We start from the raw sequence: 21,809 nt of genomic DNA on the forward strand, positions 1-21,809 counted from the left end.
CGGACGGGTGTCGGTCCGTCGCACCGAGGAGTAGCGTGCCCGCATGGCGATCGCGACCGAGACGACGGATTGGCTGCTCGACGGGGACCCCGCGCTGCGCTGGCAGGTGGAGCGCGACCTGCTCCACGAGCCCGAAGAGGTGTGGCAGGCGACGCGCGCCCGGGTGGCGACCGAGGGATTCGGCGCCGCCCTCCTCGCGCGGCAGGACGACGACGGCCAGTGGGCAGGAGGCGCCTACTTCCCGGCGGGCTTCTTCGGCAGCCCGGAGGCAGAGGAGCCGGGGCAGCCGTGGACGGCCACGACCTGGTCGCTGAACGCTCTGCGCGAGTGGGGAGTGGATGCCGATGTGCTCGGCGACACCGCGGAGCGTCTGGCGCGGAACAGCCGGTGGGAGTACGAGGACCTGCCCTACTGGGGCGGCGAGGTCGACGTGTGCATCAACGCGTACACGCTGGCGAACGGCGCGTGGCTGGGAGCGGACGTCGCAGCCCTCGCCCGCTGGTTCCCGGCCCACCGCCTGGAGGACGGCGGGTGGAACTGCGAGGCGGAGGAGGGCGACTCGGTGCGGTCGTCGTTCCACTCCACGCTCAACGCCCTGCGCGGGATGCTCGCCTATGAGCGGCTCACCGGCGACACGTCGCTGCGCGAGGCGCGGCACTCGGGCGAGGAGTACCTGCTGCGGCGGCGGCTGCTGTACCGCGAGTCGACCGGCGAGCAGGTCGGTCCGTTCGTGGGGCGCTTCGTGTATCCGAGTCGTCACCGATACAGCGCGCTGACGGCCCTGGACCACTTCCGAGAGGTGTCGCTCGTCGAGGGCGTCGACCCCGACGAGCGGATCGCGGATGCCGTCGAGCTGGTGCGGGCCGCGCGACGGGCGGACGGCACGTGGGTGCAGAGCACTCCGCTCGCCGGTCGCACCTGGTTTCCCGTCGACGTCGGGGAGGGCCACCCCTCCCGCTGGCTCACGCTGATCGGCACCCGCGTGCTCGACTGGGCCGGACGCGCCTGAGCCGCGAGATCACCGGCGCGGGGCAGCATCCCGATATGCGTTCTTTTGAGTTATTCAAATGAACGGGTATGCTCGAACCATGGAGACGGAACTCGACTCGGCGCTTCGCGTTGCCGGGCTGCGTGCGACAGCGGGCCGCGTCGCCGTTCTCGAGGCTCTGGACTCCATGGCCCATACGGATGCGGAGCGGGTCTACCGCGCCGTGTCCGAAGTGCTGCCGACCACGTCGATCCAGTCGGTGCACAACATCCTCGCGGACCTGACGACGGCGGGCCTCATCCGCCGGATCGAACCGGCAGGCTCCGCGGCGCTCTACGAGCGGCGCATCGACGACAACCACCACCACGTCGTCTGCACCTCCTGCGGTGCGGTCGGCGATGTGGACTGCGTGGTCGGCGAAGCGCCGTGTCTCACCCCGTCCTCGACGGGCGGATTCACCGTCCAGACCGCCGAGGTCACCTTCTGGGGCCTCTGCCCCAGCTGCCAGAACGCCGCGCAATAGCCGCTCGCCGATCGCCCATCCGCGGATGGGTGTATTCGTCGCGCCTGCGCGCAGAAGGAGAGAACCATGACGAACCCTGTTCCCGGCCGTCCGGCCACCACGACCCAGGCCGGCACCCCGATCGTGAGCGACGAGCACTCGCTGACGGTCGGCCCGGATGGCCCCACGGTCCTGCACGACCACTACCTGGTCGAGAAGATCGCGGCGTTCAACCGTGAGCGTGTGCCGGAGCGGAACCCGCACGCGAAGGGCGGCGGCGCGTTCGGAGAGTTCGTCGTCACCGAAGACGTGTCGCAGTTCACGCGGGCGGCCGTGTTCCAGCCGGGCGCGAAGAGCGAGGCGCTGATCCGCTTCTCATCGGTCGCCGGCGAGCAGGGCTCCCCCGACACCTGGCGCGACGTGCGCGGCTTCTCGCTGCGGCTGTACTCGGAAGAGGGCAACCTCGACATCGTCGGCAACAACACCCCGACGTTCTTCCTGCGCGATGCGATGAAGTTCCCCGATTTCATCCACTCGCAGAAGCGCCTCGGCGACTCGGGCCTGCGCGACCCCGACATGCAGTGGGACTTCTGGACGCTCTCGCCCGAGACCGCACACCAGGTGACCTACCTCATGGGCGACCGCGGCCTCCCGCGCAGCTGGCGGCACATGAACGGGTACGGCTCGCACACCTTCTCGTGGGTGAACGCCGCCGGTGAGCTGTTCTGGATGCGGTACCACTTCGTGTCCCACCAGGGCGTCGAGGCGATGGGTGCCGAAGAGGCGCAGCAGCTCGCCGGATCCGACGCCGACCACTACCGTCGCGACCTGTTCGACGCGATCGCCCGCGGCGAGCACCCCTCCTGGGACCTCTACGTGCAGATCATGCCGTACGGCGAGGCGAAGGACTATCGCTTCAACCCGTTCGACCTCACGAAGACCATCTCGCTCAAGGACTACCCGCGCATCAAGGTCGGCACGCTGACCCTCAACCGGAACCCGGAGAACTTCTTCGCTCAGATCGAGCAGGCGGGCTTCACGCCGGGCAATCAGGTGCCGGGCACGGGCCTGTCGCCGGACAAGATGCTGATGGGTCGTATCTTCGCCTACCCGGATGCGCAGCGCCACCGCATCGGCCCGAACTACAACCAGCTGCCGGTGAACCAGCCGCACGCCGCCGAGTCGCGCAACTACCAGCACGAGGGTTCGATGCGGTACCAGTTCAACGACGCCGCGCACCGCACCTACCACCCGAACTCGTTCGGCACGGCCGGGGGCCCGGAAGCAGATCCGACCGTGGCGCACGAGGCGAACTGGGAGGCCGACGGAGAGCTCGTACGCTCCGCCGCCACCCTGCACGCCGAGGACGACGACTTCGGGCAGGCGGGAACGCTCTACCGCGAGGTGTTCGACGGGGAGCAGCGCGCCCGCTTCCTGGAGACCCTGACCGGTCAGGGCCGCTCGATCACTGTCGACGACATCCGCGAGCGGTTCTTCCAGTACTGGACCAACGTGGATGCCGAGCTCGGCGCAGCCCTGCGGGATCGGGTCTGATCCGCGTCATCCGCTGAGACCCCGTCTTCGCGCCGAGACCCCCTCCTGCCCACGTCGGCAGGAGGGGGTCTCGGCGTCAGGGCGGGGTCTCGGGGTTGCACCGGGGCCACCGCGCAGGAACAGGGCCAAGATGGAGGGGTGGCCACCCCCCTCTCCGACCTGACCAGCATGCCCGACCCTCAGCACGTGTACGCCGCGGACGGCACACGGCTGGCGACCTACACCTGGGGCGAGTTCGACGCCCCGGTCGTGGTGATCGTGCACGGCTTCGCGTCGAGCGCCCGCGACAACTGGGTCCTCACGGGCTGGGTGCGCGAACTCACGCGCGCCGGCTACCGCGTGCTCGCGCTCGACCAGCGCGGGCACGGGCGCAGCGAGAAGCCGCACGACCCGGAGGGCTACCGCATCCGAACTCTGGTGACGGATGTCGAGACCGTGATGGACACGTATCTCGTGGACGACGCGTTCTACGTCGGCTACTCGCTGGGCGCCCGGGTGGGCTGGGAGGTGGTGCGCGAGCTGCCGCACCGCATCGGGCGGGCGGTACTCGGCGGAGTGCCGGACGGCATCCCCCTGGCCCGTCTCGACCTGGACCAGGTCCGCGCGTACATCGCCGACGGCACTCCCGTCGAAGACCCCACGACGCAGAACTACATCGCGCTGACGGAGCGGGTGCCCGGCAACGACCTGCAGGCGCTGGTCGCGCTCGCGGAGGGCATGCGGTCGTCGGGCATGATCGACCCCGACCCTTCGGATGCCCCGACCCGGCCGATCCTGTTCGCCACGGGGTCGAAGGATGCCATCATCGAGGGCTCACGGGCGCTGGCGTCCGCCGCCCCCGACGGTCGCTTCTTCGAGATCCCGAACCGGAACCACTTCAACGCTCCGGGCTCGCGGGACTTCAAGGAAGCGGCGCTGGCTTTCCTTGGCGAGGCGTAGCCGCCGGCCCGCCCGTCTGCCCGTCCGCCCGTCCGTCCGTCCGCCCCTCCGCCCGTTGCGAAGGAGTTCGCACGGAATGAAGGAGCGGATGCGGCATCCACTCCTTCATTCCGTGAGTTCTCCTTCACTCCGTGTGAGCGACGGACACCCGTCGGCAGGCCATACACCTCACACGAGGTCAGCGCCCAGGCCGGAACGGATGCCCGCCAGGCTCGGGACGCAGGCCTAGACGGCGGAGCTCTCCGCGCGCTTCGGCAGCACCCATCCCGCGCGCGGGAAGTGGCAGGTGTAGCCGTTGGGGTACTTGATCAGGTAGTCCTGGTGCTCTTCCTCGGCCTCCCAGAACGGACCCTCAGGTTCGATCGTGGTGACGGCCTTGCCCGGCCACAGGCCCGAGGCGTCGACGTCGGCGATCGTGTCACGCGCGACCGTCTCCTGCTCAGGGGAGAGCGGGAAGATCGCCGAGCGGTAGCTCGAGCCGATGTCGTTGCCCTGACGGTCCTTCGTGGACGGATCGTGGATCTGGAAGAAGAACGCGAGGATGTCGCGGTACGTCGTCTTCGTCGGGTCGAACACGATCTCCACGGCCTCGGCGTGGCCGGGGTGGTTGCGGTAGGTCGCGTGGTCGTTCGAGCCGCCGGTGTACCCGACGCGGGTGCTGATCACGCCGGGCTGGCGGCGGATCAGGTCTTCCATGCCCCAGAAACAGCCGCCGGCGAGGACGGCCGTCTCGGTCCCGGGCGTGCGGGTGATGGTTCCGGTGTCGGTCATGACTGCTCCTCAGAGATGTCGGTGGTGGGGGTTTCGGGCGTCTTCGCGAAGAGGGGACTGTAGCGACCGTACCCCTCCTCCTCCAGCCTGTCAGCCGGGACGAAGCGCAGGGCCGCGGAGTTCATGCAGTAGCGGAGCCCGCCTTCGTCGCGGGGTCCGTCGTCGAAGACATGGCCGAGGTGGCTGTCGGCGTTCGCGGAGCGCGCTTCGGTGCGCTTCATGAACAGCGAGCGATCGGTGCGCGTCGTGACGGCATCCGCCTCGATGGGCTTGGTGAAGCTGGGCCATCCGGTTCCGCTGTCGAACTTGTCGGTCGACGAGAACAACGGCTCGCCCGAGACGACGTCGACGTATATGCCGTCGTCGTGGTTGTTCCAGTACGCGTTACGGAACGGCGGTTCGGTCGCGTCCTGCTGGGTCACCTCGTACTGCAGGTTCGTGAGGCCACTGACGGCCTCGGGGGTCTTGCCGTAGTCGTTCGACATGATCTGACTCCTTGTCCGACGTCGCTGGCTGCGGCGTCACAGAGAAGAACCGCGGACGGCGCTGTTTTGGTCCCTCAGGGCTGGGAGCGCGCTGTGAGTTTCTGCGGACTCGATAGAGTTGCCTCCGCACTGCACACCGCCCGAGGGGAATCACATGTCCGTTGGACTGCTCGCCGTCGTCGACGACATCCTGAGCGCCGCGATGAAGGCCTCGGCCAAGGCGGCGGGTGTCGTGATCGACGATGCCGCGGTCACCCCGCAGTACGTGCAGGGCATCACGCCCGCGCGTGAGCTGCCGGTCGTCGGCAAGATCGCGCTCGGCTCGCTCGCGAACAAGTTCCTCATCATCATCCCGGCGGCGCTGCTCCTCACCGCGTTCGCCCCGTGGGTGCTGCCGTATCTGCTGATCCTGGGCGGCGCGTACCTGTGCTTCGAGGGCGCCGAGAAGGTGCTGGAGTGGTTCGGCGTGCAGCACGGCCACGCCGACGAGGGCGCCCGTGACGAGAAGAAGCTCGTCCTGGGTGCGGTGCGCACCGACCTGATCCTCTCGACCGAGATCATGCTCATCTCGCTGGCGAGCCTGGAGAAGGGTCTCGACATCTGGGCGACGCTCGCCATCCTCGCCGTTATCGCACTCCTGATGACGGGTGTCGTCTACGGCGCCGTCGCGCTGCTCGTGAAGATCGACGACATCGGGCTGAAGATGGCGAAGAACCCGGTGCGTCGCGTACGGCACACCGGCACCCGGATCGTGCGTTCCATGCCCGCGGTGTTCCGCTTCATCAGCATCCTCGGCACGGTCGCCATGCTCTGGGTCGGTGGACACCTCGTGCTCGTGAACCTGGGCGAGGTCGGCTGGCACTTCCCGGTCGACGTGCTGCACGGAGTGGAGCACGCGCTCCACAACCTCGGTCCGGTCGTCGTCTGGATCGTCGACACGATCATCTCCGCGATCGCCGGTCTCATCCTGGGGCTGCTCATCGTCGGGATCATCCTGGGGATCGCGAAGCTGTTCGGCAAGAAGCCGAACTTCCACGAGGGCGAGGAATCCCCCGCCGACGTGCACGTCTGACGCAGCAGAAGAGAGACCACCCGCCGATGACAGCCGTCCGAATCAGGGACGCGGAGACCGCAGACCTCGAGACGATCACCGCGATCCACAACCATGCGGTGCTGCACACCACCGCGATCTGGAACGAGGACGCCGTCGACCTCGCCGACCGCGTCGCCTGGCTCGCCGACCGCACCTCCCGCGGCTACCCGGTGATCGTCGCCGTCGACGACTCCGGGGTGCTGGGGTACGCGTCGTATGCGCAGTGGCGTCCGCACAGCGGCTACCGGCACACGGTCGAGCACTCCGTGTACGTCCTCGACGGTCAGCACGGCCGGGGTATCGGCACCGCGCTGATGGCCGCGCTCGTCGACCGCGCCCGCGCCGCGGGGCTGCACGTCATGATCGCGGGCATCGAGAGCGGGAACGCCGCCTCCATCGCGCTGCACCAGCGCCTCGGCTTCGTCGAGGTCGGACGGATGCCGCAGGTCGGGGCCAAGTTCGGGCGCTGGCTCGACCTGAGCATGCTCCAGCTCGTGCTCGACGACCGCGCCGAACCCGGCGCAGCATCCTGACCATGGATCTGCTGCAGTGGTTCGTCGACGCCTTCAACTCGAACTGGACGCTTCCCGGCGGGCAGACACTCCTCGTCCGTGAGGTCGTGGGCAATGCGTTCGGCCTGGCGAGTGCGCTCGGCGGCATGCGTCGGAAGATCTGGGCCTGGCCGGTCGGCATCATCGGCAACCTGCTGCTGCTGACCGTCTTCCTCGGGTCCGCGCTCAGCCCCGACCCCTCGCTGCCGCATCTGCTGGGTCAAGCAGGGCGGCAGATCATGTTCATCGCCGTCGCGATCTACGGATGGGTGCGCTGGCGCAAGGCCGACGGTGGACAGATCGTGCCGAGGTGGGCGCCGACGGGGGCACGCATCGGTCTGGTGGTCGGGATGGTCGTCGGCACCGTCGCGCTGACCCCGCTGTTCCGCGCGCTGGGCTCGTGGGAGCCGGTGTGGGCCGACGCCTGGACCTTCGTCGGCTCGCTGCTCGCCACCTACGGCATGGCCAAGGGCTGGACCGAGTTCTGGCTCATCTGGATCGCTGTCGACGTCGTCGGCGTGCCGCTGCTGTTCAGCTCCGGCTACTACGCGACCGGCTTCATGTACGTCTTCTACGGCGTCTTCACCGCGATCGGGTTCGTGATCTGGTGGCGGGCGCAGCGCAGTGCCGCGCATCCGGTCGTGATCCTGCCGCCCGATCCGAATCCGCGGCGCCCGGAAGACGACGAGCTCGCCTGAGAACGCCGTCGCCGGAACCGCCGCCGGCGCTCAGTGCCGGACGCGCGCGAGGAACTCCGCACGGCATCCGTCCCGACGACCGCGAAGTCCCGACCCGACACGAGCAGGTTGGTGTCGCGGGCGAAGCGGCGCACCAGACGCTGGGCGGTCACGGTCTCGTCGGTCACCAGTCAAGGGTAGAGCCCGCGGGGATGGGTCGTGAGCCCGTCATGTACATCTCACACCTTGAGATGTACAATTAGCCCATGTCCACGATCAGCGTCGCCGACGCGCGCAACAACCTCTCGACGGTCATCGCCCGCTCCCAGGAGGAGGCCGTGTTCATCGAGCGACGCGGTCAGCGTGCCGCAGTCGTGGTCAGCCCGGAGCAGTACGAGCGGATGATCGAGGCACTCGAAGACGCCGAAGACGTGGCCGCGTTCGACGAGGCGATGGCAGAAGAAGGCCCGGACATCCCCTGGGATCAGGTGAAGGCCGACCTGGGCTGGACGTGAGCTATCGGATCGAACTGCGCCCCGCTGCCGTTCGAGCATTGAAGAAGGTCGACCATCAGGATCGCGACCGGATCCGCGGTGCCATCGCCCTGCTCGGCGAGAACCCCCGCCCGCCAGGAGCGAAGGCTCTGCAGGGACGCAACGGACTCCGCGTCCGCGTCGGGAACTACCGCATCATCTACACGATCGACGATGACGTGCTCGTCGTCGCCGCGGTCGTCACGCTGGGCCATCGGCGGGACGTCTACGAGCGCTGACCAGCCTCCCCGACATCCACCCCGGAATGTGTCCGTGCGTGTCGGCGGCCCTGGACCCACCCGGCACCCTTCGCCTTTCATGGGGGCATGACCCGTCAGATCCGCTTCAACGCCTTCGACATGAACTGCGTCGCCCACCAGTCGTCCGGCCTGTGGCGGCACCCCGACGACCGGTCCCGGCAGTACAACACGATCTCGTACTGGACCGACCTTGCGAAGCTGCTGGAGAGCGCGACCTTCGACGGGATCTTCATCGCCGACGTCCTCGGCACCTACGACGTCTACGGCGGCACGAACGAAGCCGCGATCCGCAACGGCGCCCAGGTGCCGGTGAACGACCCGATCCTGCTGGTGAGCGCGATGGCCGCGGTCACCGAGAACCTGGGCTTCGGCATCACGGCGGGCACCGCGTTCGAGCACCCCTATCCGTTCGCCCGTCGGCTGAGCACGCTCGACCACCTGACCCAGGGGCGGATCGGCTGGAACGTCGTGACCGGATACCTGCCCAGTGCCGCCCGCAACATGGGCCAGGAGGATCAGCTCGCGCACGACGACCGCTACGACCACGCGGACGAGTACGTCGAGGTGCTCTACAAGCTCTGGGAGGGCTCGTGGGAAGACGACGCCGTGGTCGAGGACCGCGAGCGGGGCATCTTCACCGACCCGTCGAAGGTGCACCCGGTCGGGCATGAGGGGAAGCACTTCAGCGTTCCCGGCATCCACATCTCCGAGCCGTCGCCGCAGCGTACGCCGGTGATCTACCAGGCCGGCGCGAGCCCGCGCGGAGTGAAGTTCGCGGCCGAGAACGCCGAAGCAATCTTCGTCGCGGCGCCGTCGAAGGAGGTGCTCGCCGGCACCGTCAAGCGCATCCGCGACGCCCTGGAAGCGGCCGGACGCGACCGCTACGACGCTCGCATCTACACACTGCTCACGGTGATCACTGCTGCGACGAGCGAGGAGGCGACCGCGAAGCACGCCGAGTACCTCTCGTACGCGAGCCCCGAGGGCGCGCTCACCTTCATGTCGGGCTGGATGGGCGTCGACCTCTCGCAGTACGCCGAGGACGAGCCGGTCGGGAACGTCGAGTCGAACGCGATCCAGTCGGTGCTTCAGCACCTGAAGGAAGAGGCCGACCTCGGCCGCGAATGGACCGTCGGCGACTTCGGGCGCCACAACGCCATCGGCGGCCTCGGTCCCACGATCGTCGGTTCCGGCGTCGAGATCGCCGACGAGTTGCAGTCGTGGGTGGAGGAGACCGACATCGACGGCTTCAACCTCGCCTACGCGGTCACCCCCGGCACCTGGCAGGACGTCATCGAGCACGTGATCCCGGTGCTGCGCGAGCGCGGCGTCTACCCGGACGAGTACGCACCGGGCACCTTGCGCAACAAGCTGCAAGGCAAGGGCGACCGCGTGCAGGACACGCACCGCGCCGCGAAGTACCGCGTCGGAGCGTTCGCACCGAGCGCCTGATCGCAGTGCTCCGATTGAGGGTTCGCTGACACCGGACTCCCGACTCGATACCCTCCGTAGATAAGTCACCTGACGCACCTCCACGGAAGGAGCAGGCCATGGCTCGAGTGATCGTCCATGCGACGGTGACCCTCGACGGGTTCTTGGCGGATGCGGACGGCGGAGTCGACTGGATGTTCGGCCGCCCCTCTGCTCCCGAAGACGATGTCGTCGTCGAGAACGTCATGAAGAACATCGGCGCCATCGTCGGCGGGGCGAACAAGACGCAGACCATCGACGACGGAGAGATCCCCTACGGCGGCATGCTCAAGGTGCCGGTGTACCTCATGACCCACACCGATCACCCGCCGATCGAACGCGACGGGATCACGTACACCTTCGTGGTCGACGACATCGCCCAGGCGGTCGAGTCAGCCACACAGGCGGCCGGCGACAAGTGGGTCAGCCTGCTCGGAGGGAGCATCTCGCGACAGTGTCTCCAGCTCGGACTCGTCGACGAACTCCACCTCGACGTCGCGCCGGTCCTGCTGGGCGACGGCATCTCGCTGTTCGCCGGGCTCGGGCAGCGCATCGAACTGGAACGCCTCGAGACGTCGGCCTTCGCGAGCGAGACCCACCTTCGCTACCGCGTCCTTCGCTAGAGACTCTCGCCGAGAACGCGTCCGACGGGGGCCGCGCCGTCAGTCGTCGCTGCGGCTGAAGATCCCGCGCAGAACGAGGAACACCACCACGGCGACGACCGCGACGATCGCGAGCTTGAAGATGAACGCGAGCACCGAGAACAGCGCGCTCACGATCCACCAGGCGATCACGACGGCGAGGACGACGCCGAGGATGGTCCAGATGTTCTTGGTCATACCTCCAGCCTACGGAGTCACGCTGCCGGGATCTCGTCGAGCGACCGATAGACGGGCAGCCCGCGCCGCTGCGCGATCTCGACGTCCTTGTCTGCGCCCGCCGACTCGCCGGGCAGGCGCAGCACGGCGTCGCAGTGCTGCAGCAGCCGGTGCGCCGTCTCGTACATGACGTCGCCGTCGCCGGCTTCGGTGGCATCGAGCGTGCGCAGGATCGGAAGCGCGACCCACTCCCCGATCATCGGCACATGGCCGAGGCGGAAGATCGGGCCGGAGGCCTCTTCGAGTCGAGCGAGGTTCTGAGCGATGAGGTCGGGGTCGCCGTTCGTCCCAGAGCGGTAGGGGCCGGCGATCAGGATCAGGAGTGGTTTTGTCATGGAGATGACTGTAGTCTGAATCATGCAAGAACGTGCAACTTCGGGAGAAAACATATGCTGGCCGCGCAACGCAAAGACCACCTGCTCGCCCTCCTCGACCGTGACGGACGAGTGGTGGCCAAGACCGTCGCCGATGAGCTCGGGGTGTCGGAGGACGCGATCCGACGCGACCTGCGGGAACTCGCCGACGAGGGAAAGCTCCTACGCGTCTACGGCGGCGCCCTCCCGATCCCCGCCCCGGAGCCCCCGGTTCGCGAACGCGCCGACTTGGCGACCGAGAGCAAGGAGCGCGTCGCACGTGCGGCCGTGGCGACCATCCGGCCCGGCTCGACGATCGTCCTCGATGCCGGCACGACCACGCTCGCCATGGCCCGGATGCTGCCCACAGGCACGGGCCTCACGGTGATCACAGCAAGCCCGGCCGTCGCCCTCGCAGTGGCGGAGCACTCGGACGCCCGGGTGATCATGATCGGCGGCGAGCTCTCCCGACACTCACTCGTGGCCGGCGGCGGCCTGGCGATGGAGGCCATCCAGCACCTCGCAGCCGACACGTTCTTCCTCGGCGCCACCGGCATCGATCCCGAACGCGGCATCACCACCGGCGAACTCGACGATGCCGTCACCAAGCGAGCGCTGGCCTCGCGCTGTACCGCGACGATCGTGCTCGCGAGCGAGGAGAAGATCGGCGCCGTCGCGCGCTATCCCGTCCTGGCGCTCGACACCGTCACCGCGATCATCACCGACCCGACCGACACCAACCCGCTCATCGAGGAGGTCACTGCACTGACCGGCCAAGGCTGACCCCGGCTCCAGGGTCCAGGCGATGTGACACAGCGCGCGCCGGATCGACGTCGCGACCACTTCAGGCTCTTTCCCCAGGCATAATCAGTATATTTCTGTGGTTTATGAGTAGAATCGTCATTAATCAACGGAAATGCGGTGATTATGAACGAAGCGGAGTTTGGCGCACAGATCAGGCGCGCGCGACTGCTCGAAGACATCGACCAACGCGCGCTGGCGGATGCCGCGAACATCAGCCCCACGACGCTGATGAAGCTCGAGAAGGGCCAGGGGTCGACCCTGACCACGCTGTTCAAGGTGCTCCGTGCCCTCGGGCGTGACGATTGGCTCGAGACCCTGGAGCCCGCGCCCGCGGTGAGTCCGCTGGCTCTCGCTCGAGAAGCAGAAGGACGCCAGGAGCCCCAGCGGGCCTCGAGGAAGACCTCGTGACCTACACGCGCGTCGAGGTTCTCCGCGTCTACATCTGGGATGAACTCGTCGGCGCCGTGGCCCCCTCCGGTCGCGCCTACGCCTTCGAGTACGCCCCGTCCTGGCGCCGCCGCGGCATCGAACTCGCTCCCATCCTCATGCCGACCTCCTTACCGCGGAGGGCGCAGCGCGTCTTCAGCTTCCCTGGCCTCAACGAGCAGACATACCAGGGACTGCCACCGATGTTGGCCGACTCCGTGCCTGACCGTTTCGGCAACGGCATCATCGACAGCGTCCTCGCCCGCGAAGGTGTGCTTCCCAGCGAGATCAGCGCTATCGACCGCCTCGCCTATGTCGGCAAGCGAGGGATGGGCGCACTCACCTTCGCCCCTGACTCCTCCCCACGCGCGCAGCACACCGCCGTGGAGATGAATCACCTCGTCGAGGCCGCCCGCGCAGCCCTCCGAGGAGAACTCGACAGCCCGGCCGTGACGACCGAGTCGCTGAACGAGCTGATCCAGGTCGGCACGTCCGCTGGTGGCGCCCGAGCCAAAGCAGTAATTGCCTGGAACACCGCCACCGGCGAGATGCGCGCCGGTGGCATCACCGCGCCTCCCGGGTTCGAGCAGTGGCTGTTGAAGTTCGACGGTGTCGGAGTGGACAACCAGCTCGGCCAGGCCAGGAGCTACGGCCGCACTGAGTTCGCGTATTACCTGATGGCCACCGCCGCAGGCGTGGAGATGAGCGAATGCCGCCTCCTCGAGGAAGGCGGACGAGCGCACTTCATCACACGTCGGTTCGACCGACCGGGGACGGGCGGCGATCGCCTGCACATGCAGTCGCTCTGCGCGATCGCGGCGATCGACTTCAACGCGATCGAGACCAACGACTATGCCTCGCTGTTCACGGTCGCCGCCGAACTCGGCGTCGATAACACCGCACAACTGTTCCGCCGTATGGTGTTCAACGTCCTCGCGAGCAATAACGACGACCACTCCAAGAACCACTCCTTCCTCATGGATCAGAGCGGCGCCTGGACGGCGTCGCCGGCGTACGACATCACCTTTGCCTACGACCCGACCTCGCCCTGGACGGCGAAGCACCTGATGAGCGTGAACGGCAAGTTCGATGCGATCACCCGCGATGATCTCCATGCCGTGGGCGAGACCTTCGAGGTCCCCGGCCACCGCAGGATCGTCCGCGAAATCGAGGCTGCGGTGAAGCGTTGGCCCGAGTTCGCGGCCGAGGCGGGTCTGCCCGACGAGCGCACCGTTGAGGTCGGCACACGACTGGACACCATCGCGCTCTGACCGACGGGGGCGAAGCGTCCGAGAACGTCAGACGTAGAGCAGATCCTCGGCGACGGCATCCCTCCACCCGGGAACGGCGAGTCGTGCGGGATCATCCCATTCGCCGCCGATGATCTGCGCGAATGCCCCCTTCACTCCGAAGAGCTTCTCGAGCGGGGTCCAGTCGGACTCCCCGGGCATGGGCACGAGAGAGCGCTCCTCGAGTGCCCCGGGGTGGACCTCCTCGATCAGCGACAGCAGACGCACACCCGTGCGCACGGGACGCAGCGCCTCGGCATCCGTGACGTGCAGGATCACTCCCTCGCAGGCGTCTCCGGCGTGATCACGCACCAGCGGCGTGAAGCCGTAAGGAACCGCGGCGATACCGGGAAGCTCGGCTGCCACGATGGCTGCGGCGTAGCGCTCCGCGTCGATGAAGGGCGCCGCGATCACCCGGAACGGCACGGCGGTGCTTCGTCCCTCCGAGACGTTCACGCCCTCCGCCAGGCAGGTGCCGGGGTAGAGCAGGGCCGTCGTGGGGCTGGGGAGGTTCGGGGACGGCGGCATCCAGGTGCCCTCATCCACGCGGCGAGCCGCATCTCGGTACCACCCCTCCACCGTGACGACTTCCAGCTCGACATCGATCCCGCGCGTCCGCACCCAGTGGCGGGCCAGCTCGCCGATCGTGAGCCCGTGACGGATCGGCATGCTCCAGCGCCCCACCAGGGACTGCGCCCGCTCGTCGAGCATCGGACCCTCCGCTCGGTCGAGCCGGCCACCGATCGGGTTCGGACGGTCGAGCACCACGACCGCCACACCGGCATCGGCGCAGGCCTCGAGCACATGACTCATCGTCCAGATGTACGTGTAGAACCGGGCACCGACGTCGGGCAGATCGATCAGCAGCACGTCGAGATCGGCGAGGTCGGACGCGGCAGGGCGCACCGCGTCGCCGTAGAGGCTGCGCACCTCGACGCCGGTGACCGGATCGACGAGGTCCTCGACCAGTTCGCCCTCTCGCGCGCGTCCGCTGAGCCCGTGCTCGGGCCCGAAAAGCCGAGTGAACCGCCAGCCGGTCTCGGCCAGCGGCTGCCGCCCGCGGCGGAGGTCGGAGGTCAGCGCGAGGTCGTTCGTGACCATCCCGATGCGCCCCCCTTCCAGGCGCGCGAGCAGATCGGGCCGGATGTCGCGTCGGATCAGGCGGTCGATGCCGAGAAGCATGGGATCAGTCGATTCTGTGGTCGGTGACGGCGTTGTAGGTGCGCTGCAGGTTGTCGGCGATGGTGTCGTAATCGGCCTGCGCGATGCGGGTGAAGAGGAAGTCGAGCACCGCGAGCTGCGCGATCCGACTCGCCATCGCGCCGGATCGGAAGGTCGACTCGGAGACGGCGGTGACGAGGACCAGCGAGCAGACCCGCGCGAGCGGGGACCGGGGGTTGTTGGTGATGGCGATGGTCGTCGCCCCGGCGCGGGCGGCGACCTCGGCCGATTGGACGATCTCGAGGGTGCGACCGGAGTGCGAGATCGCGATCGCGACATCCCGCTCGTCGAGGAGTGCGGCACCGGTGAGTGCGAGGTGGAGATCGGTCCGCGCCTGGGCCACGAGACCCGCACGGTGCAGCTTCTGCTCCAGGTCCTGTGCGGCGAGGCCGCTGGACGCCGCACCGTAGATGTCGATGCGCCGGGCGGCGCGCACCGCCTCGACGCAGCGCTCGAGTTCGTCGATGTCGATCTGCCGCGCGGTGCGCTCGATGGCCGACGCCTCGGCGAACGCGATCTTGCGCACGGTGGTGAGTGCGTCGTCGTGTCGGCTGACGTCGCTCTCCGACACCTGGAACCGCTCACGATCCGAGGCGCTGCGGTCGAGTTCGGTGGCGAGAGCGAGGCGCAGATCCGGGTATCCGGAGAACCCGAGACTCTGGGTGAAGCGGGCGATGCTGGCGACCGATGTGCCGCAGGCCGCGGCGAGGTGGGTGATCGAGTTGTCGACCACACTCTGCGGATCGGCGAGCACGTGCGTGGCGATGCGGCGCTCTGTGGGCGTGAGCGCGGAGAGGCGCTGATGGATGGCGGTCATCGCACTGGTGGACACGGCACCAGGATGGCATGGCCATGTTACGAATGGAAGTAATTTTCGGAAAGGGCTTGAGTTTCTGTAACAAATTCTCCAAAGTGGGCGAAGGCTTTCACAGCAGAGATGCCCCGGTCCCGCCGACGGCTCTCACAATCGAGAGGAACACCATGCGATACCGCACCACCCCACTCGCGTTCACCGCAGGTCTCCTGGTCACGGGGCTGGCCGTGGCCGGATGTGCACCCGCGGCTTCCAGCGGAGAGGCCGGCGGCGAGGACATCACTCTGAAGGTCTGGTCGTGGCAGGCTTCCTCCTCCCCCAAGTGGGAGGCCGTCTTCGACAAGTACGAGGAATCGCACCCCGGCGTGACCATCGAGTTCGAGGGCTACCAGCCGACCGAGTACAACCAGATCCTCGCCACCGGACTCGAGGGCAGCGACGGCCCCGACATCGCCATGCTCCGTGCTTACGGCGGCATCCAAGCGGCGATCCAGTCCGAGCAGATCGTCCCGATCGACGACATCGTCGACGGGCTCGACCAGTTCGATCCCACCGTGCTGCGCGCGGCTCAGGGCAAGGAAGACGGCAAGACCTACGGCGTGCCCTTCGCGTACCAGACGATGCAGATGTTCTACAACAAGACGATGTTCGACGAGATGAAACTGGAGGAGCCGAAGGACTGGGACGAGTTCATCGCACTCCAGGAGAAGCTCCTCGACGAGGGCGTCACCCCGATGGCCCTCGGCGCCCGTGAGGACTGGGTGCTGCCGATGTTCCACGACATCGTCGGATCGGCGAACTACGGCGGTGCCGACTTCGAGGAGAAGGTGCTCGCCGGCGACGTCGACTTCACCGACCCGGCCTACGTGTCGTCGCTCGGGATCGTCAAGGACATGCAGAAGTACCTCGACAAGAACGTCAACGCGATCGCCGTGGCGGATGCCGTGCTGCAGTTCACGTCGGGCCAGGCCGCGCAGTGGCCCGGTGGCTCGTTCGACCTGCCGACCTTCCAGAACTCGGCGCCCGACACCGAGTGGGGCGTCTACGAGGTGCCGCCGGCTCCGGGCAGCGCGCTCGACCACGCCGTCACCCCCGGCTACGCCGACGGCAGCTTCGGCATCAACGCGTCGAGCGACCAGCAGGAGGCCGCGACCGAGCTGCTGAACTGGATGACCACGAAGGAGTTCGGCCAGCTCGTCGCCGACGAGGTCGACCAGTTCTCCGCTCTGCCCGGTGTGAAGTACTCCGACCCGCTGATGCAGGAGATGAACGAGCAGTACACCGCCAACCCGGCGCCCTACCTGCTGCTCGTCGACTTCCGCTACGGCGACCCGACCGGCACCGCCGTGCTCGGCCCGGACATCCAGGCGATGTTCCTCGGCGACAAGACCCCGGAGCAGCTCGGCACCGACCTGCAGACCGGGATCTCCACCTGGTTCACCCCCGCATCCTGACCCGACCGTGAGGGGCGCCGGTCTCGGCGCCCCTCACGCAGCGAAAGAGGCATCATGGCCCTGACCCTCCCTCTCCGCCGGGAGAAGACACGGCGCTCGCGCGCGGGAATCGCCCTGTCGACCCCGACCGCGACGCTGTTCGTCCTCCCCGCCGCGGTGCTGTTCGCCGTGCTCATCCTCTATCCGATGCTCGCCGCGCTCAGCTACTCGTTCTTCGACTGGCAGGGAACGAAGCAGGGCGGATTCGCCGGCGTCGCGAACTACATCACCCTCCTCACGAAGGAGCCCTACGCCTCCGAGCTCTGGAACGCGTTCGGACACAACCTCCTGCTCTTCGCGGGTGCACTCGTCTTCCAGAACTCGCTCGGCCTCGGCATCGCGACGCTGCTGCACCGCCGCAAGCGCACCAAGCGGTTCTTCCAGACGATCTTCGCGCTCCCCTACCTCGTGAGCCCGATGGTCATCGGCTACCTGTGGTCGCTCATGCTCTCCCCGCTGTTCGGTCCGGTCAATGCGATCCTCCGCGGTGTCGGGCTCGAGAGCCTCGCGCTCCCGTGGCTCGGTGATCCGCAGCTCGCGATCTGGGTGATCGTGCTCGTGAGTGCCTGGCAGTGGATCGGCTTCCCGATCCTGCTCTACGGCGCAGCGCTCGGCGGCATCCCCGAGGAGATCGAAGAAGCCGCCGCCCTCGACGGCGCCACCGCGGGCAAGCGCTTCCGATACATCACCCTCCCGATGCTCACGCCCACAATCGGCATCATCACCGTGCTCACGTTCATCGGCAGCATGGAGGCCATGGCGATCCCGTTCGCGCTCGCGGGCTCGAACGGCGCCCCGGCCGGATCGACCGACGTGATGATGCTGCTCTTCTACCGCACCGCGTTCGAGTCGGGGAACCCGAACTCGATCGGCGTCTCCTCCGCGCTCGCGACCGTCCTGTTCATCTTCATCATGGTGATCTCGGTCGCGATCACCTCCACGATGCGTCGCGCCGAACGAAAGCTGTTCTGATGAGCACCGCCACCGAACCCCGCACCGAGCCGACGACCGAGGCGATCGTCTCGGGCCGCCCCTCCGCACCGCGTCGCCGCACGAGCCGCACCTCGGACACTCCGTTCATCGGGCGACTGTTCGCGAACATCTTCCTCTGGGGCTACGCTCTCATCGCGATCGGCCCTCTGCTGCTCATGCTCAACAACTCGCTGCGCACCCAGCAGCAGATCGCGACCGAGCCGCTGGGCCTCCCGGTGCCGCCGACGTTCACGAGCTTCCAGAGCGCGTGGATCACGGCATCCTTCGACACGTACTTCCTCAACTCGATCACGGTCACGGTCGGGTCGGTCATCGTCACGACGGTCGTGTCCGTGCTCGCGGCGTACGCGTTCGCCCGGGCCAGGGCGAAGTTCTTCCGGGGCATCGAGGCGGTGTTCCTCTCCGGACTCATGCTGCCGGTGCACCTGGCGATTCTGCCGCTGTTCTACCTGCTCGATTCGTTGAAGATGACCAGCAACGTGTTCAGCCTGATCCTCGTGTACGGCGCGCTGGGCATCCCGTTCACGACCTTTGTGCTGACGGTGTTCTTCCGTGCGCTGCCGATCGAGCTCGAGGAAGCGGCCCGCATCGACGGCGCAGGTCCGTTCCGCACCTTCATCCAGATCCTGTTGCCGCTCGTGCGACCCGCCCTCGCGACCGTGATCGTCTTCCGCTTCGTGCCGGTGTGGAACGACTTCTTCTATCCGCTGATCCTCCTGCGCGACCGCGACTCCTATACGCTGCCCGTCGGCCTGACCCGCTTCTTCGGCGAGTACTCCACCGACTGGCCGCAGTTGTTCGCCGGGCTCACGATCGCGACGATCCCTCTGATCGTGCTGTTCCTGCTCGCGACCAAGCAGATCATCAACGGGCTCACCTCCGGAATGAGCAAGTGAGGCGCCCGTGGTGAACGGGGCTCCGGGTTCGGCGTGGGCCTCGCTTCGGAGCACGCATGGAGGGGAGGCCGAGGAGCTGACGCTGCTGGGCACAACCGCGGAAGACGATCCCGAGCCGCTCGGCGCAGAGCACCTGTTCGACCTGGCCTCGCTCACGAAGATCTTCACGACCGTGGCCGCGCTGCGCCTGGCGGATGCCGGGATACTCGATCTGGATGAGCCGGTCGCGTCCGTGCTCCCGGTCGGCACGGGCACAAGTGCCGCACTCATCACGCCACGGCACCTGCTCACGCACACGTCCGGTCTTCCGGCCGAAGGCGGCGCGTGGCGCTCGGGGCTCGTGGGAGACGAGCTGCGTTCGACGGTGCTGCGCAGCGAGCTGCGCGCGGATCCCGGTGCGGTCCACCTCTACTCGGACGTCGGATTCATCGCGGTCGGCGAACTGGTCGAGCGGGTCTCGGGTGACTCTCTCCCAGCCCTCGTGGCGGACGCGACCGCGGCCATGGGTGCCGAGAACCTCACCTGGAACCCTTCGGCGACCCGCGCGGTGGCGACCGAGGTGCAGCCGCATCGAGGCCTCGTGCGCGGCGAGGTCCACGACGAATTGGCACACGCGCTTGGTCGCCCTGCTGGCCATGCCGGACTCTTCGGGACAGTGCACGACGTCGCTGCCCTCGCCCGCACGATTCGCGATGGGGGCCAGGGGGCTCATAAGCGTGTCCTCTCTGCGGACAGCGTGCGGCTCATGGTGACACCGGTCGTCGACGCGGCGGCGGGCTACGGCCAAGCGTTCGGTCTGCGAGTGCGGGATGGAGCGTGGATGGGCGATGCACTCGCCGTCGGCCACACCGGGTTCACCGGCACCGCCTTCGCCGTCGAGCTCGATTCCAAGGGCTGGGGCGTACTGCTGACCAATCGGGTGCATCCCTCACGGGAGGGCGCCGACGTGAACGCCGCGCGCCGAGACTTCTTCCGATCGATCGGCTGAGGCGACCGCCTGTCCGAGCCGCCAAAAGCTAGCCATCCGACCTCGCGGTGCACGGCGGATCAGACGACCTCGACCCGGGCTGCCAACAGGTCGTGAAGGTGTCCCGCGGCCCCGAGGAGCGCGACGCTACGACCCGCGAGGTCCGCCAATCGCGCCGTGAGGATGCGTTGCACCTCCTCGGTGCGGCCGTGCGCGCGCACCTGGTCGAGGATCCGTGAGACGGCGGGAATGCCGTAGCCTCCTGAGCGAAGGGCGGCAGCGACCCGCGCCTCCGTGATCGCCGCCGAACCGTACGACCGCGACCACGCCGTACCCCGCCTCGGATGCACCAGCCCTTCGCTCTCCCAGTGCCGCAGCGCAGACGGGCGGATGCCGAGAGCCTGCGCGAGTTCGCCGATGCTCATCGCATCCGCGTCGTCGAAGTCATCGTCAGCCTCAGCCACCGCGACCTCGAGCCCACGCAACGCCTCGCGCACCCGCGAGCGCTCGCGGGCGAGATCCGCGTGGAGATCGTCGATCCGCTCGGCTGCCTGCTCCACCGAACCGTCGATCAGGGTGGGCATCATCCGCCGGGCGGGCACCGGCCCGATGGCGGCAGCCATCGCCCGATACGCACGCACGGCGACCTCGTGCCGCGCCCCGTAGCGCCGATACCCGTTCGATCCGCGGGCGGCGGGCGGGATGACCCCGAGCCGCTCGAGGTCGCGCACCTGCTGCGTCGAATACCCCACGCGTCGGCCGAGCGCGACCGTGGTCATGACCTGCTCTGGAGGGTTTGCCATGGTGTTCCCGCTTTCTTCGGCATCCGAGTCCACATAAGCACGTGAAGCTCATCATTGAGGGATGGAGATGCAGGAGATCATCGAAACAGTCCGAGGCTTCGGCGGCGTCCTCGTCGTCACCCCCGAAGAAGGCAGCGAGTTCCCGGCGCTGTCCTGGGGAGACGCCTACTTCTACTACGCACCCGATGGGCGGATGCCCGAGCGCACCCAGCCGTACGGAACGATCATCACGAAGAACTATCCCGACGACATCGCGTCCGCGCTGGACACTCCGGGGCGCTTCCGGGTGAACATCCATGTCCGGCGGGAGCAGGTGCAGACGCTCGTCCCCTCGGATGGCGAGCCGACGGAGAAGGACGTGTTCCATCGGCATCCGCTGTACGGCGCGTCCGGGTGGGTGTGCGTGGTCGACCCGGCGGAGCGGACGTCGGATGCCGTTCTCGCCCTGCTCCGTGAAGCGCACGAGGCCGCCCGGCAGCGTGCCGAACGGCGGGCGGGGTGACCATGACCACCGTGCAGGGCATGACCGAGGCCGACCGTCGGATCGTCGCGGTGTGGGCGGCCGACTGCGCCGAGCGGGTGCTGCCCCTGTTCGAAGCGGAGGCGCCGGACGACGGCCGTGCACGCGATGCCATCGCCAGGGCGCGAGCCTTCGCGCGGGGTGAGCTCACCGCTGCCGGAGAGATCCGTCGGCGATTCGTCGCGGGCAGGGCCGCTCACAGCGCGACCTCACCGGCGGGGGTGGCTGCCGCCCGGTCCGCCGCTCAGGCCGCGGGCGTCGCGCACATGGGCGCCCATGCGCTCGGGGCTGCGGCTTACGCGGCGAAGGCCGTGGAGCTGGCGCATCCCTCGGTGCGCGAGGCGCGCGCCGCCGAAGTGCGCTGGCAACTCGCGGCCCTCTCCCCCGAAGCATCCGCCGCCCTGCGCACGCTTCCGCCTCTCGGCGAGGACTCCGCCGGTCCGCTCGGCCCCGGCCTGCTCGCCGCCGGGACGCTGGGCGAGGTGATCCGCGAGATCCAGCAGCACCTGCGGCTTCTCCCCTGAACACT

Annotated in this window: 27 protein-coding genes; 20 read left to right on the forward strand and 7 right to left on the reverse strand. The window is 68.1% G+C overall.

Annotated features, from left to right (window positions below; genetic code table 11):
- Window positions 1–43 precede the first annotated feature (43 nt).
- The 4 genes from ACWGO6_RS07915 to ACWGO6_RS07930 all read left to right on the forward strand — a co-directional run bounded on the left by ACWGO6_RS07915 (window position 44) and on the right by ACWGO6_RS07930 (window position 3,983).
- A complete protein-coding gene (locus tag ACWGO6_RS07915) occupies window positions 44–1,009 on the forward strand; it encodes a squalene cyclase (protein WP_452326389.1) in 966 nt (321 codons plus the stop codon).
- 79 nt (window positions 1,010–1,088) lie between these two features.
- Window positions 1,089–1,511, forward strand: coding sequence for a Fur family transcriptional regulator (locus ACWGO6_RS07920; protein ID WP_029264333.1), 423 nt, complete (start codon window positions 1,089–1,091; stop codon window positions 1,509–1,511).
- 66 nt (window positions 1,512–1,577) lie between these two features.
- Window positions 1,578–3,044 (forward strand): catalase, encoded by a 1,467-nt coding sequence (locus tag ACWGO6_RS07925; protein ID WP_136041872.1) that lies wholly within the window; start codon window positions 1,578–1,580, stop codon window positions 3,042–3,044.
- Between the two features lie 138 nt (window positions 3,045–3,182).
- Window positions 3,183–3,983 (forward strand): alpha/beta fold hydrolase, encoded by an 801-nt coding sequence (locus ACWGO6_RS07930; RefSeq protein ID WP_452326390.1) that lies wholly within the window; start codon window positions 3,183–3,185, stop codon window positions 3,981–3,983.
- Between the two features lie 225 nt (window positions 3,984–4,208).
- Here the strand turns inward: ACWGO6_RS07930 and msrA are convergent, their stop codons facing one another.
- Window positions 4,209–4,754 (reverse strand): peptide-methionine (S)-S-oxide reductase MsrA, encoded by a 546-nt coding sequence (gene msrA, locus ACWGO6_RS07935; RefSeq protein WP_452326391.1) that lies wholly within the window; start codon window positions 4,752–4,754, stop codon window positions 4,209–4,211.
- Complete coding sequence (gene msrB, locus ACWGO6_RS07940) at window positions 4,751–5,239, reverse strand: peptide-methionine (R)-S-oxide reductase MsrB (RefSeq protein ID WP_452326392.1); 489 nt, start codon at window positions 5,237–5,239, stop codon at window positions 4,751–4,753. Before msrB ends, msrA begins: the two co-directional genes overlap by 4 nt.
- Before the next feature lie 154 nt (window positions 5,240–5,393).
- Here msrB and ACWGO6_RS07945 point away from each other — a divergent pair, with 154 nt between their 5' ends.
- The 7 genes from ACWGO6_RS07945 (at window position 5,394) to ACWGO6_RS07975 (ending at window position 10,446) form a co-directional block, all read left to right on the forward strand.
- Window positions 5,394–6,311, forward strand: coding sequence for a DUF808 domain-containing protein (locus tag ACWGO6_RS07945; protein WP_136041927.1), 918 nt, complete (start codon window positions 5,394–5,396; stop codon window positions 6,309–6,311).
- 26 nt (window positions 6,312–6,337) lie between these two features.
- A complete protein-coding gene (locus ACWGO6_RS07950) occupies window positions 6,338–6,865 on the forward strand; it encodes an N-acetyltransferase family protein (RefSeq protein ID WP_452326393.1) in 528 nt (175 codons plus the stop codon).
- Window positions 6,866–6,867: 2 nt separating this feature from the next.
- Entirely contained in the window at window positions 6,868–7,581 is a 714-nt protein-coding gene (gene pnuC, locus ACWGO6_RS07955; RefSeq protein WP_452326394.1) for a nicotinamide riboside transporter PnuC, read from the forward strand.
- A gap of 245 nt (window positions 7,582–7,826) precedes the next feature.
- A complete protein-coding gene (locus ACWGO6_RS07960) occupies window positions 7,827–8,075 on the forward strand; it encodes a type II toxin-antitoxin system Phd/YefM family antitoxin (RefSeq protein ID WP_029264316.1) in 249 nt (82 codons plus the stop codon).
- Entirely contained in the window at window positions 8,072–8,332 is a 261-nt protein-coding gene (locus ACWGO6_RS07965; RefSeq protein WP_136041930.1) for a type II toxin-antitoxin system RelE family toxin, read from the forward strand. The genes ACWGO6_RS07960 and ACWGO6_RS07965 overlap by 4 nt, the downstream gene beginning before the upstream one ends.
- Before the next feature lie 87 nt (window positions 8,333–8,419).
- Entirely contained in the window at window positions 8,420–9,805 is a 1,386-nt protein-coding gene (locus ACWGO6_RS07970; protein WP_136041931.1) for an LLM class flavin-dependent oxidoreductase, read from the forward strand.
- Window positions 9,806–9,903: 98 nt separating this feature from the next.
- Window positions 9,904–10,446 (forward strand): dihydrofolate reductase family protein, encoded by a 543-nt coding sequence (locus tag ACWGO6_RS07975; protein ID WP_136041932.1) that lies wholly within the window; start codon window positions 9,904–9,906, stop codon window positions 10,444–10,446.
- A 39-nt stretch (window positions 10,447–10,485) separates the two neighbouring features.
- Here the strand turns inward: ACWGO6_RS07975 and ACWGO6_RS07980 are convergent, their stop codons facing one another.
- A complete protein-coding gene (locus tag ACWGO6_RS07980; RefSeq protein ID WP_166804669.1) occupies window positions 10,486–10,662 on the reverse strand; it encodes a hypothetical protein in 177 nt (58 codons plus the stop codon).
- Window positions 10,663–10,679: 17 nt separating this feature from the next.
- Window positions 10,680–11,036 (reverse strand): DUF4406 domain-containing protein, encoded by a 357-nt coding sequence (locus tag ACWGO6_RS07985; protein WP_452326395.1) that lies wholly within the window; start codon window positions 11,034–11,036, stop codon window positions 10,680–10,682.
- Between the two features lie 54 nt (window positions 11,037–11,090).
- Here ACWGO6_RS07985 and ACWGO6_RS07990 point away from each other — a divergent pair, with 54 nt between their 5' ends.
- From ACWGO6_RS07990 to ACWGO6_RS08000, 3 genes are all read left to right on the forward strand, one after another.
- On the forward strand, window positions 11,091–11,837 hold the full coding sequence (locus ACWGO6_RS07990; RefSeq protein ID WP_452326396.1) for a DeoR/GlpR family DNA-binding transcription regulator: 747 nt from the start codon (window positions 11,091–11,093) through the stop codon (window positions 11,835–11,837).
- 144 nt (window positions 11,838–11,981) lie between these two features.
- Entirely contained in the window at window positions 11,982–12,266 is a 285-nt protein-coding gene (locus ACWGO6_RS07995; protein ID WP_136041985.1) for a helix-turn-helix transcriptional regulator, read from the forward strand.
- Window positions 12,263–13,555 carry a type II toxin-antitoxin system HipA family toxin gene (locus tag ACWGO6_RS08000; protein WP_452326397.1) on the forward strand — a complete coding sequence of 431 codons (1,293 nt, stop codon included), beginning with the start codon at window positions 12,263–12,265 and terminating at the stop codon, window positions 13,553–13,555. Before ACWGO6_RS07995 ends, ACWGO6_RS08000 begins: the two co-directional genes overlap by 4 nt.
- 27 nt (window positions 13,556–13,582) lie before the next feature.
- Here ACWGO6_RS08000 and ACWGO6_RS08005 read toward each other — a convergent pair whose 3' ends face one another.
- Complete coding sequence (locus ACWGO6_RS08005) at window positions 13,583–14,755, reverse strand: exo-beta-N-acetylmuramidase NamZ family protein (protein ID WP_452326398.1); 1,173 nt, start codon at window positions 14,753–14,755, stop codon at window positions 13,583–13,585.
- Window positions 14,756–14,759: 4 nt separating this feature from the next.
- Complete coding sequence (locus tag ACWGO6_RS08010; protein WP_240745060.1) at window positions 14,760–15,626, reverse strand: MurR/RpiR family transcriptional regulator; 867 nt, start codon at window positions 15,624–15,626, stop codon at window positions 14,760–14,762.
- Window positions 15,627–15,775: 149 nt separating this feature from the next.
- Here ACWGO6_RS08010 and ACWGO6_RS08015 point away from each other — a divergent pair, with 149 nt between their 5' ends.
- From ACWGO6_RS08015 to ACWGO6_RS08030, 4 genes are read left to right on the forward strand one after another with little or no spacing between them, the layout of a single operon-like run.
- Entirely contained in the window at window positions 15,776–17,062 is a 1,287-nt protein-coding gene (locus ACWGO6_RS08015; protein ID WP_136041937.1) for an ABC transporter substrate-binding protein, read from the forward strand.
- Window positions 17,063–17,116: 54 nt separating this feature from the next.
- Entirely contained in the window at window positions 17,117–18,073 is a 957-nt protein-coding gene (locus tag ACWGO6_RS08020; RefSeq protein ID WP_452326399.1) for a carbohydrate ABC transporter permease, read from the forward strand.
- A complete protein-coding gene (locus ACWGO6_RS08025; RefSeq protein WP_136041938.1) occupies window positions 18,073–18,990 on the forward strand; it encodes a carbohydrate ABC transporter permease in 918 nt (305 codons plus the stop codon). Before ACWGO6_RS08020 ends, ACWGO6_RS08025 begins: the two co-directional genes overlap by 1 nt.
- A 10-nt stretch (window positions 18,991–19,000) precedes the next feature.
- Window positions 19,001–19,978 carry a serine hydrolase domain-containing protein gene (locus ACWGO6_RS08030; RefSeq protein ID WP_452326400.1) on the forward strand — a complete coding sequence of 326 codons (978 nt, stop codon included), beginning with the start codon at window positions 19,001–19,003 and terminating at the stop codon, window positions 19,976–19,978.
- 59 nt (window positions 19,979–20,037) lie between these two features.
- Here the strand turns inward: ACWGO6_RS08030 and ACWGO6_RS08035 are convergent, their stop codons facing one another.
- A complete protein-coding gene (locus tag ACWGO6_RS08035; RefSeq protein WP_452326401.1) occupies window positions 20,038–20,760 on the reverse strand; it encodes a MerR family transcriptional regulator in 723 nt (240 codons plus the stop codon).
- Window positions 20,761–20,821: 61 nt separating this feature from the next.
- Here ACWGO6_RS08035 and ACWGO6_RS08040 point away from each other — a divergent pair, with 61 nt between their 5' ends.
- Both ACWGO6_RS08040 and ACWGO6_RS08045 read left to right on the forward strand, forming a co-directional pair.
- Entirely contained in the window at window positions 20,822–21,262 is a 441-nt protein-coding gene (locus tag ACWGO6_RS08040) for a DUF6194 family protein (RefSeq protein WP_452326402.1), read from the forward strand.
- A 2-nt stretch (window positions 21,263–21,264) separates the two neighbouring features.
- Window positions 21,265–21,804 (forward strand): putative immunity protein, encoded by a 540-nt coding sequence (locus tag ACWGO6_RS08045; protein ID WP_452326530.1) that lies wholly within the window; start codon window positions 21,265–21,267, stop codon window positions 21,802–21,804.
- The last annotated feature ends 5 nt before the right edge of the window (window positions 21,805–21,809 follow it).

It is taken from the genome of Microbacterium sp. NPDC055665 (assembly GCF_053618035.1).

Bases quoted from the DNA above. Each gene is read 5' to 3' on its own strand.
- ACWGO6_RS07960 (WP_029264316.1), top strand. From the start codon at position 7,827: ATGTCCACGATCAGCGTCGCCGACGCGCGCAACAACCTCTCGACGGTC.
- ACWGO6_RS08020 (WP_452326399.1), top strand. From the start codon at position 17,117: ATGGCCCTGACCCTCCCTCTCCGCCGGGAGAAGACACGGCGCTCGCGC.
- ACWGO6_RS08025 (WP_136041938.1), top strand. From the start codon at position 18,073: ATGAGCACCGCCACCGAACCCCGCACCGAGCCGACGACCGAGGCGATC.
- ACWGO6_RS08005 (WP_452326398.1), bottom strand. From the start codon at position 14,755: ATGCTTCTCGGCATCGACCGCCTGATCCGACGCGACATCCGGCCCGAT.
- ACWGO6_RS07920 (WP_029264333.1), top strand. From the start codon at position 1,089: ATGGAGACGGAACTCGACTCGGCGCTTCGCGTTGCCGGGCTGCGTGCG.
- ACWGO6_RS07970 (WP_136041931.1), top strand. From the start codon at position 8,420: ATGACCCGTCAGATCCGCTTCAACGCCTTCGACATGAACTGCGTCGCC.
- ACWGO6_RS07975 (WP_136041932.1), top strand. From the start codon at position 9,904: ATGGCTCGAGTGATCGTCCATGCGACGGTGACCCTCGACGGGTTCTTG.
- ACWGO6_RS08035 (WP_452326401.1), bottom strand. From the start codon at position 20,760: ATGGCAAACCCTCCAGAGCAGGTCATGACCACGGTCGCGCTCGGCCGA.
- ACWGO6_RS07980 (WP_166804669.1), bottom strand. From the start codon at position 10,662: ATGACCAAGAACATCTGGACCATCCTCGGCGTCGTCCTCGCCGTCGTG.
- pnuC (WP_452326394.1), top strand. From the start codon at position 6,868: ATGGATCTGCTGCAGTGGTTCGTCGACGCCTTCAACTCGAACTGGACG.
- ACWGO6_RS07925 (WP_136041872.1), top strand. From the start codon at position 1,578: ATGACGAACCCTGTTCCCGGCCGTCCGGCCACCACGACCCAGGCCGGC.
- msrA (WP_452326391.1), bottom strand. From the start codon at position 4,754: ATGACCGACACCGGAACCATCACCCGCACGCCCGGGACCGAGACGGCC.
- ACWGO6_RS08015 (WP_136041937.1), top strand. From the start codon at position 15,776: ATGCGATACCGCACCACCCCACTCGCGTTCACCGCAGGTCTCCTGGTC.
- ACWGO6_RS07985 (WP_452326395.1), bottom strand. From the start codon at position 11,036: ATGACAAAACCACTCCTGATCCTGATCGCCGGCCCCTACCGCTCTGGG.
- ACWGO6_RS08040 (WP_452326402.1), top strand. From the start codon at position 20,822: ATGGAGATGCAGGAGATCATCGAAACAGTCCGAGGCTTCGGCGGCGTC.
- ACWGO6_RS07950 (WP_452326393.1), top strand. From the start codon at position 6,338: ATGACAGCCGTCCGAATCAGGGACGCGGAGACCGCAGACCTCGAGACG.
- ACWGO6_RS08045 (WP_452326530.1), top strand. From the start codon at position 21,265: ATGACCACCGTGCAGGGCATGACCGAGGCCGACCGTCGGATCGTCGCG.
- ACWGO6_RS07995 (WP_136041985.1), top strand. From the start codon at position 11,982: ATGAACGAAGCGGAGTTTGGCGCACAGATCAGGCGCGCGCGACTGCTC.
- ACWGO6_RS07915 (WP_452326389.1), top strand. From the start codon at position 44: ATGGCGATCGCGACCGAGACGACGGATTGGCTGCTCGACGGGGACCCC.
- ACWGO6_RS07990 (WP_452326396.1), top strand. From the start codon at position 11,091: ATGCTGGCCGCGCAACGCAAAGACCACCTGCTCGCCCTCCTCGACCGT.
- ACWGO6_RS07945 (WP_136041927.1), top strand. From the start codon at position 5,394: ATGTCCGTTGGACTGCTCGCCGTCGTCGACGACATCCTGAGCGCCGCG.
- msrB (WP_452326392.1), bottom strand. From the start codon at position 5,239: ATGTCGAACGACTACGGCAAGACCCCCGAGGCCGTCAGTGGCCTCACG.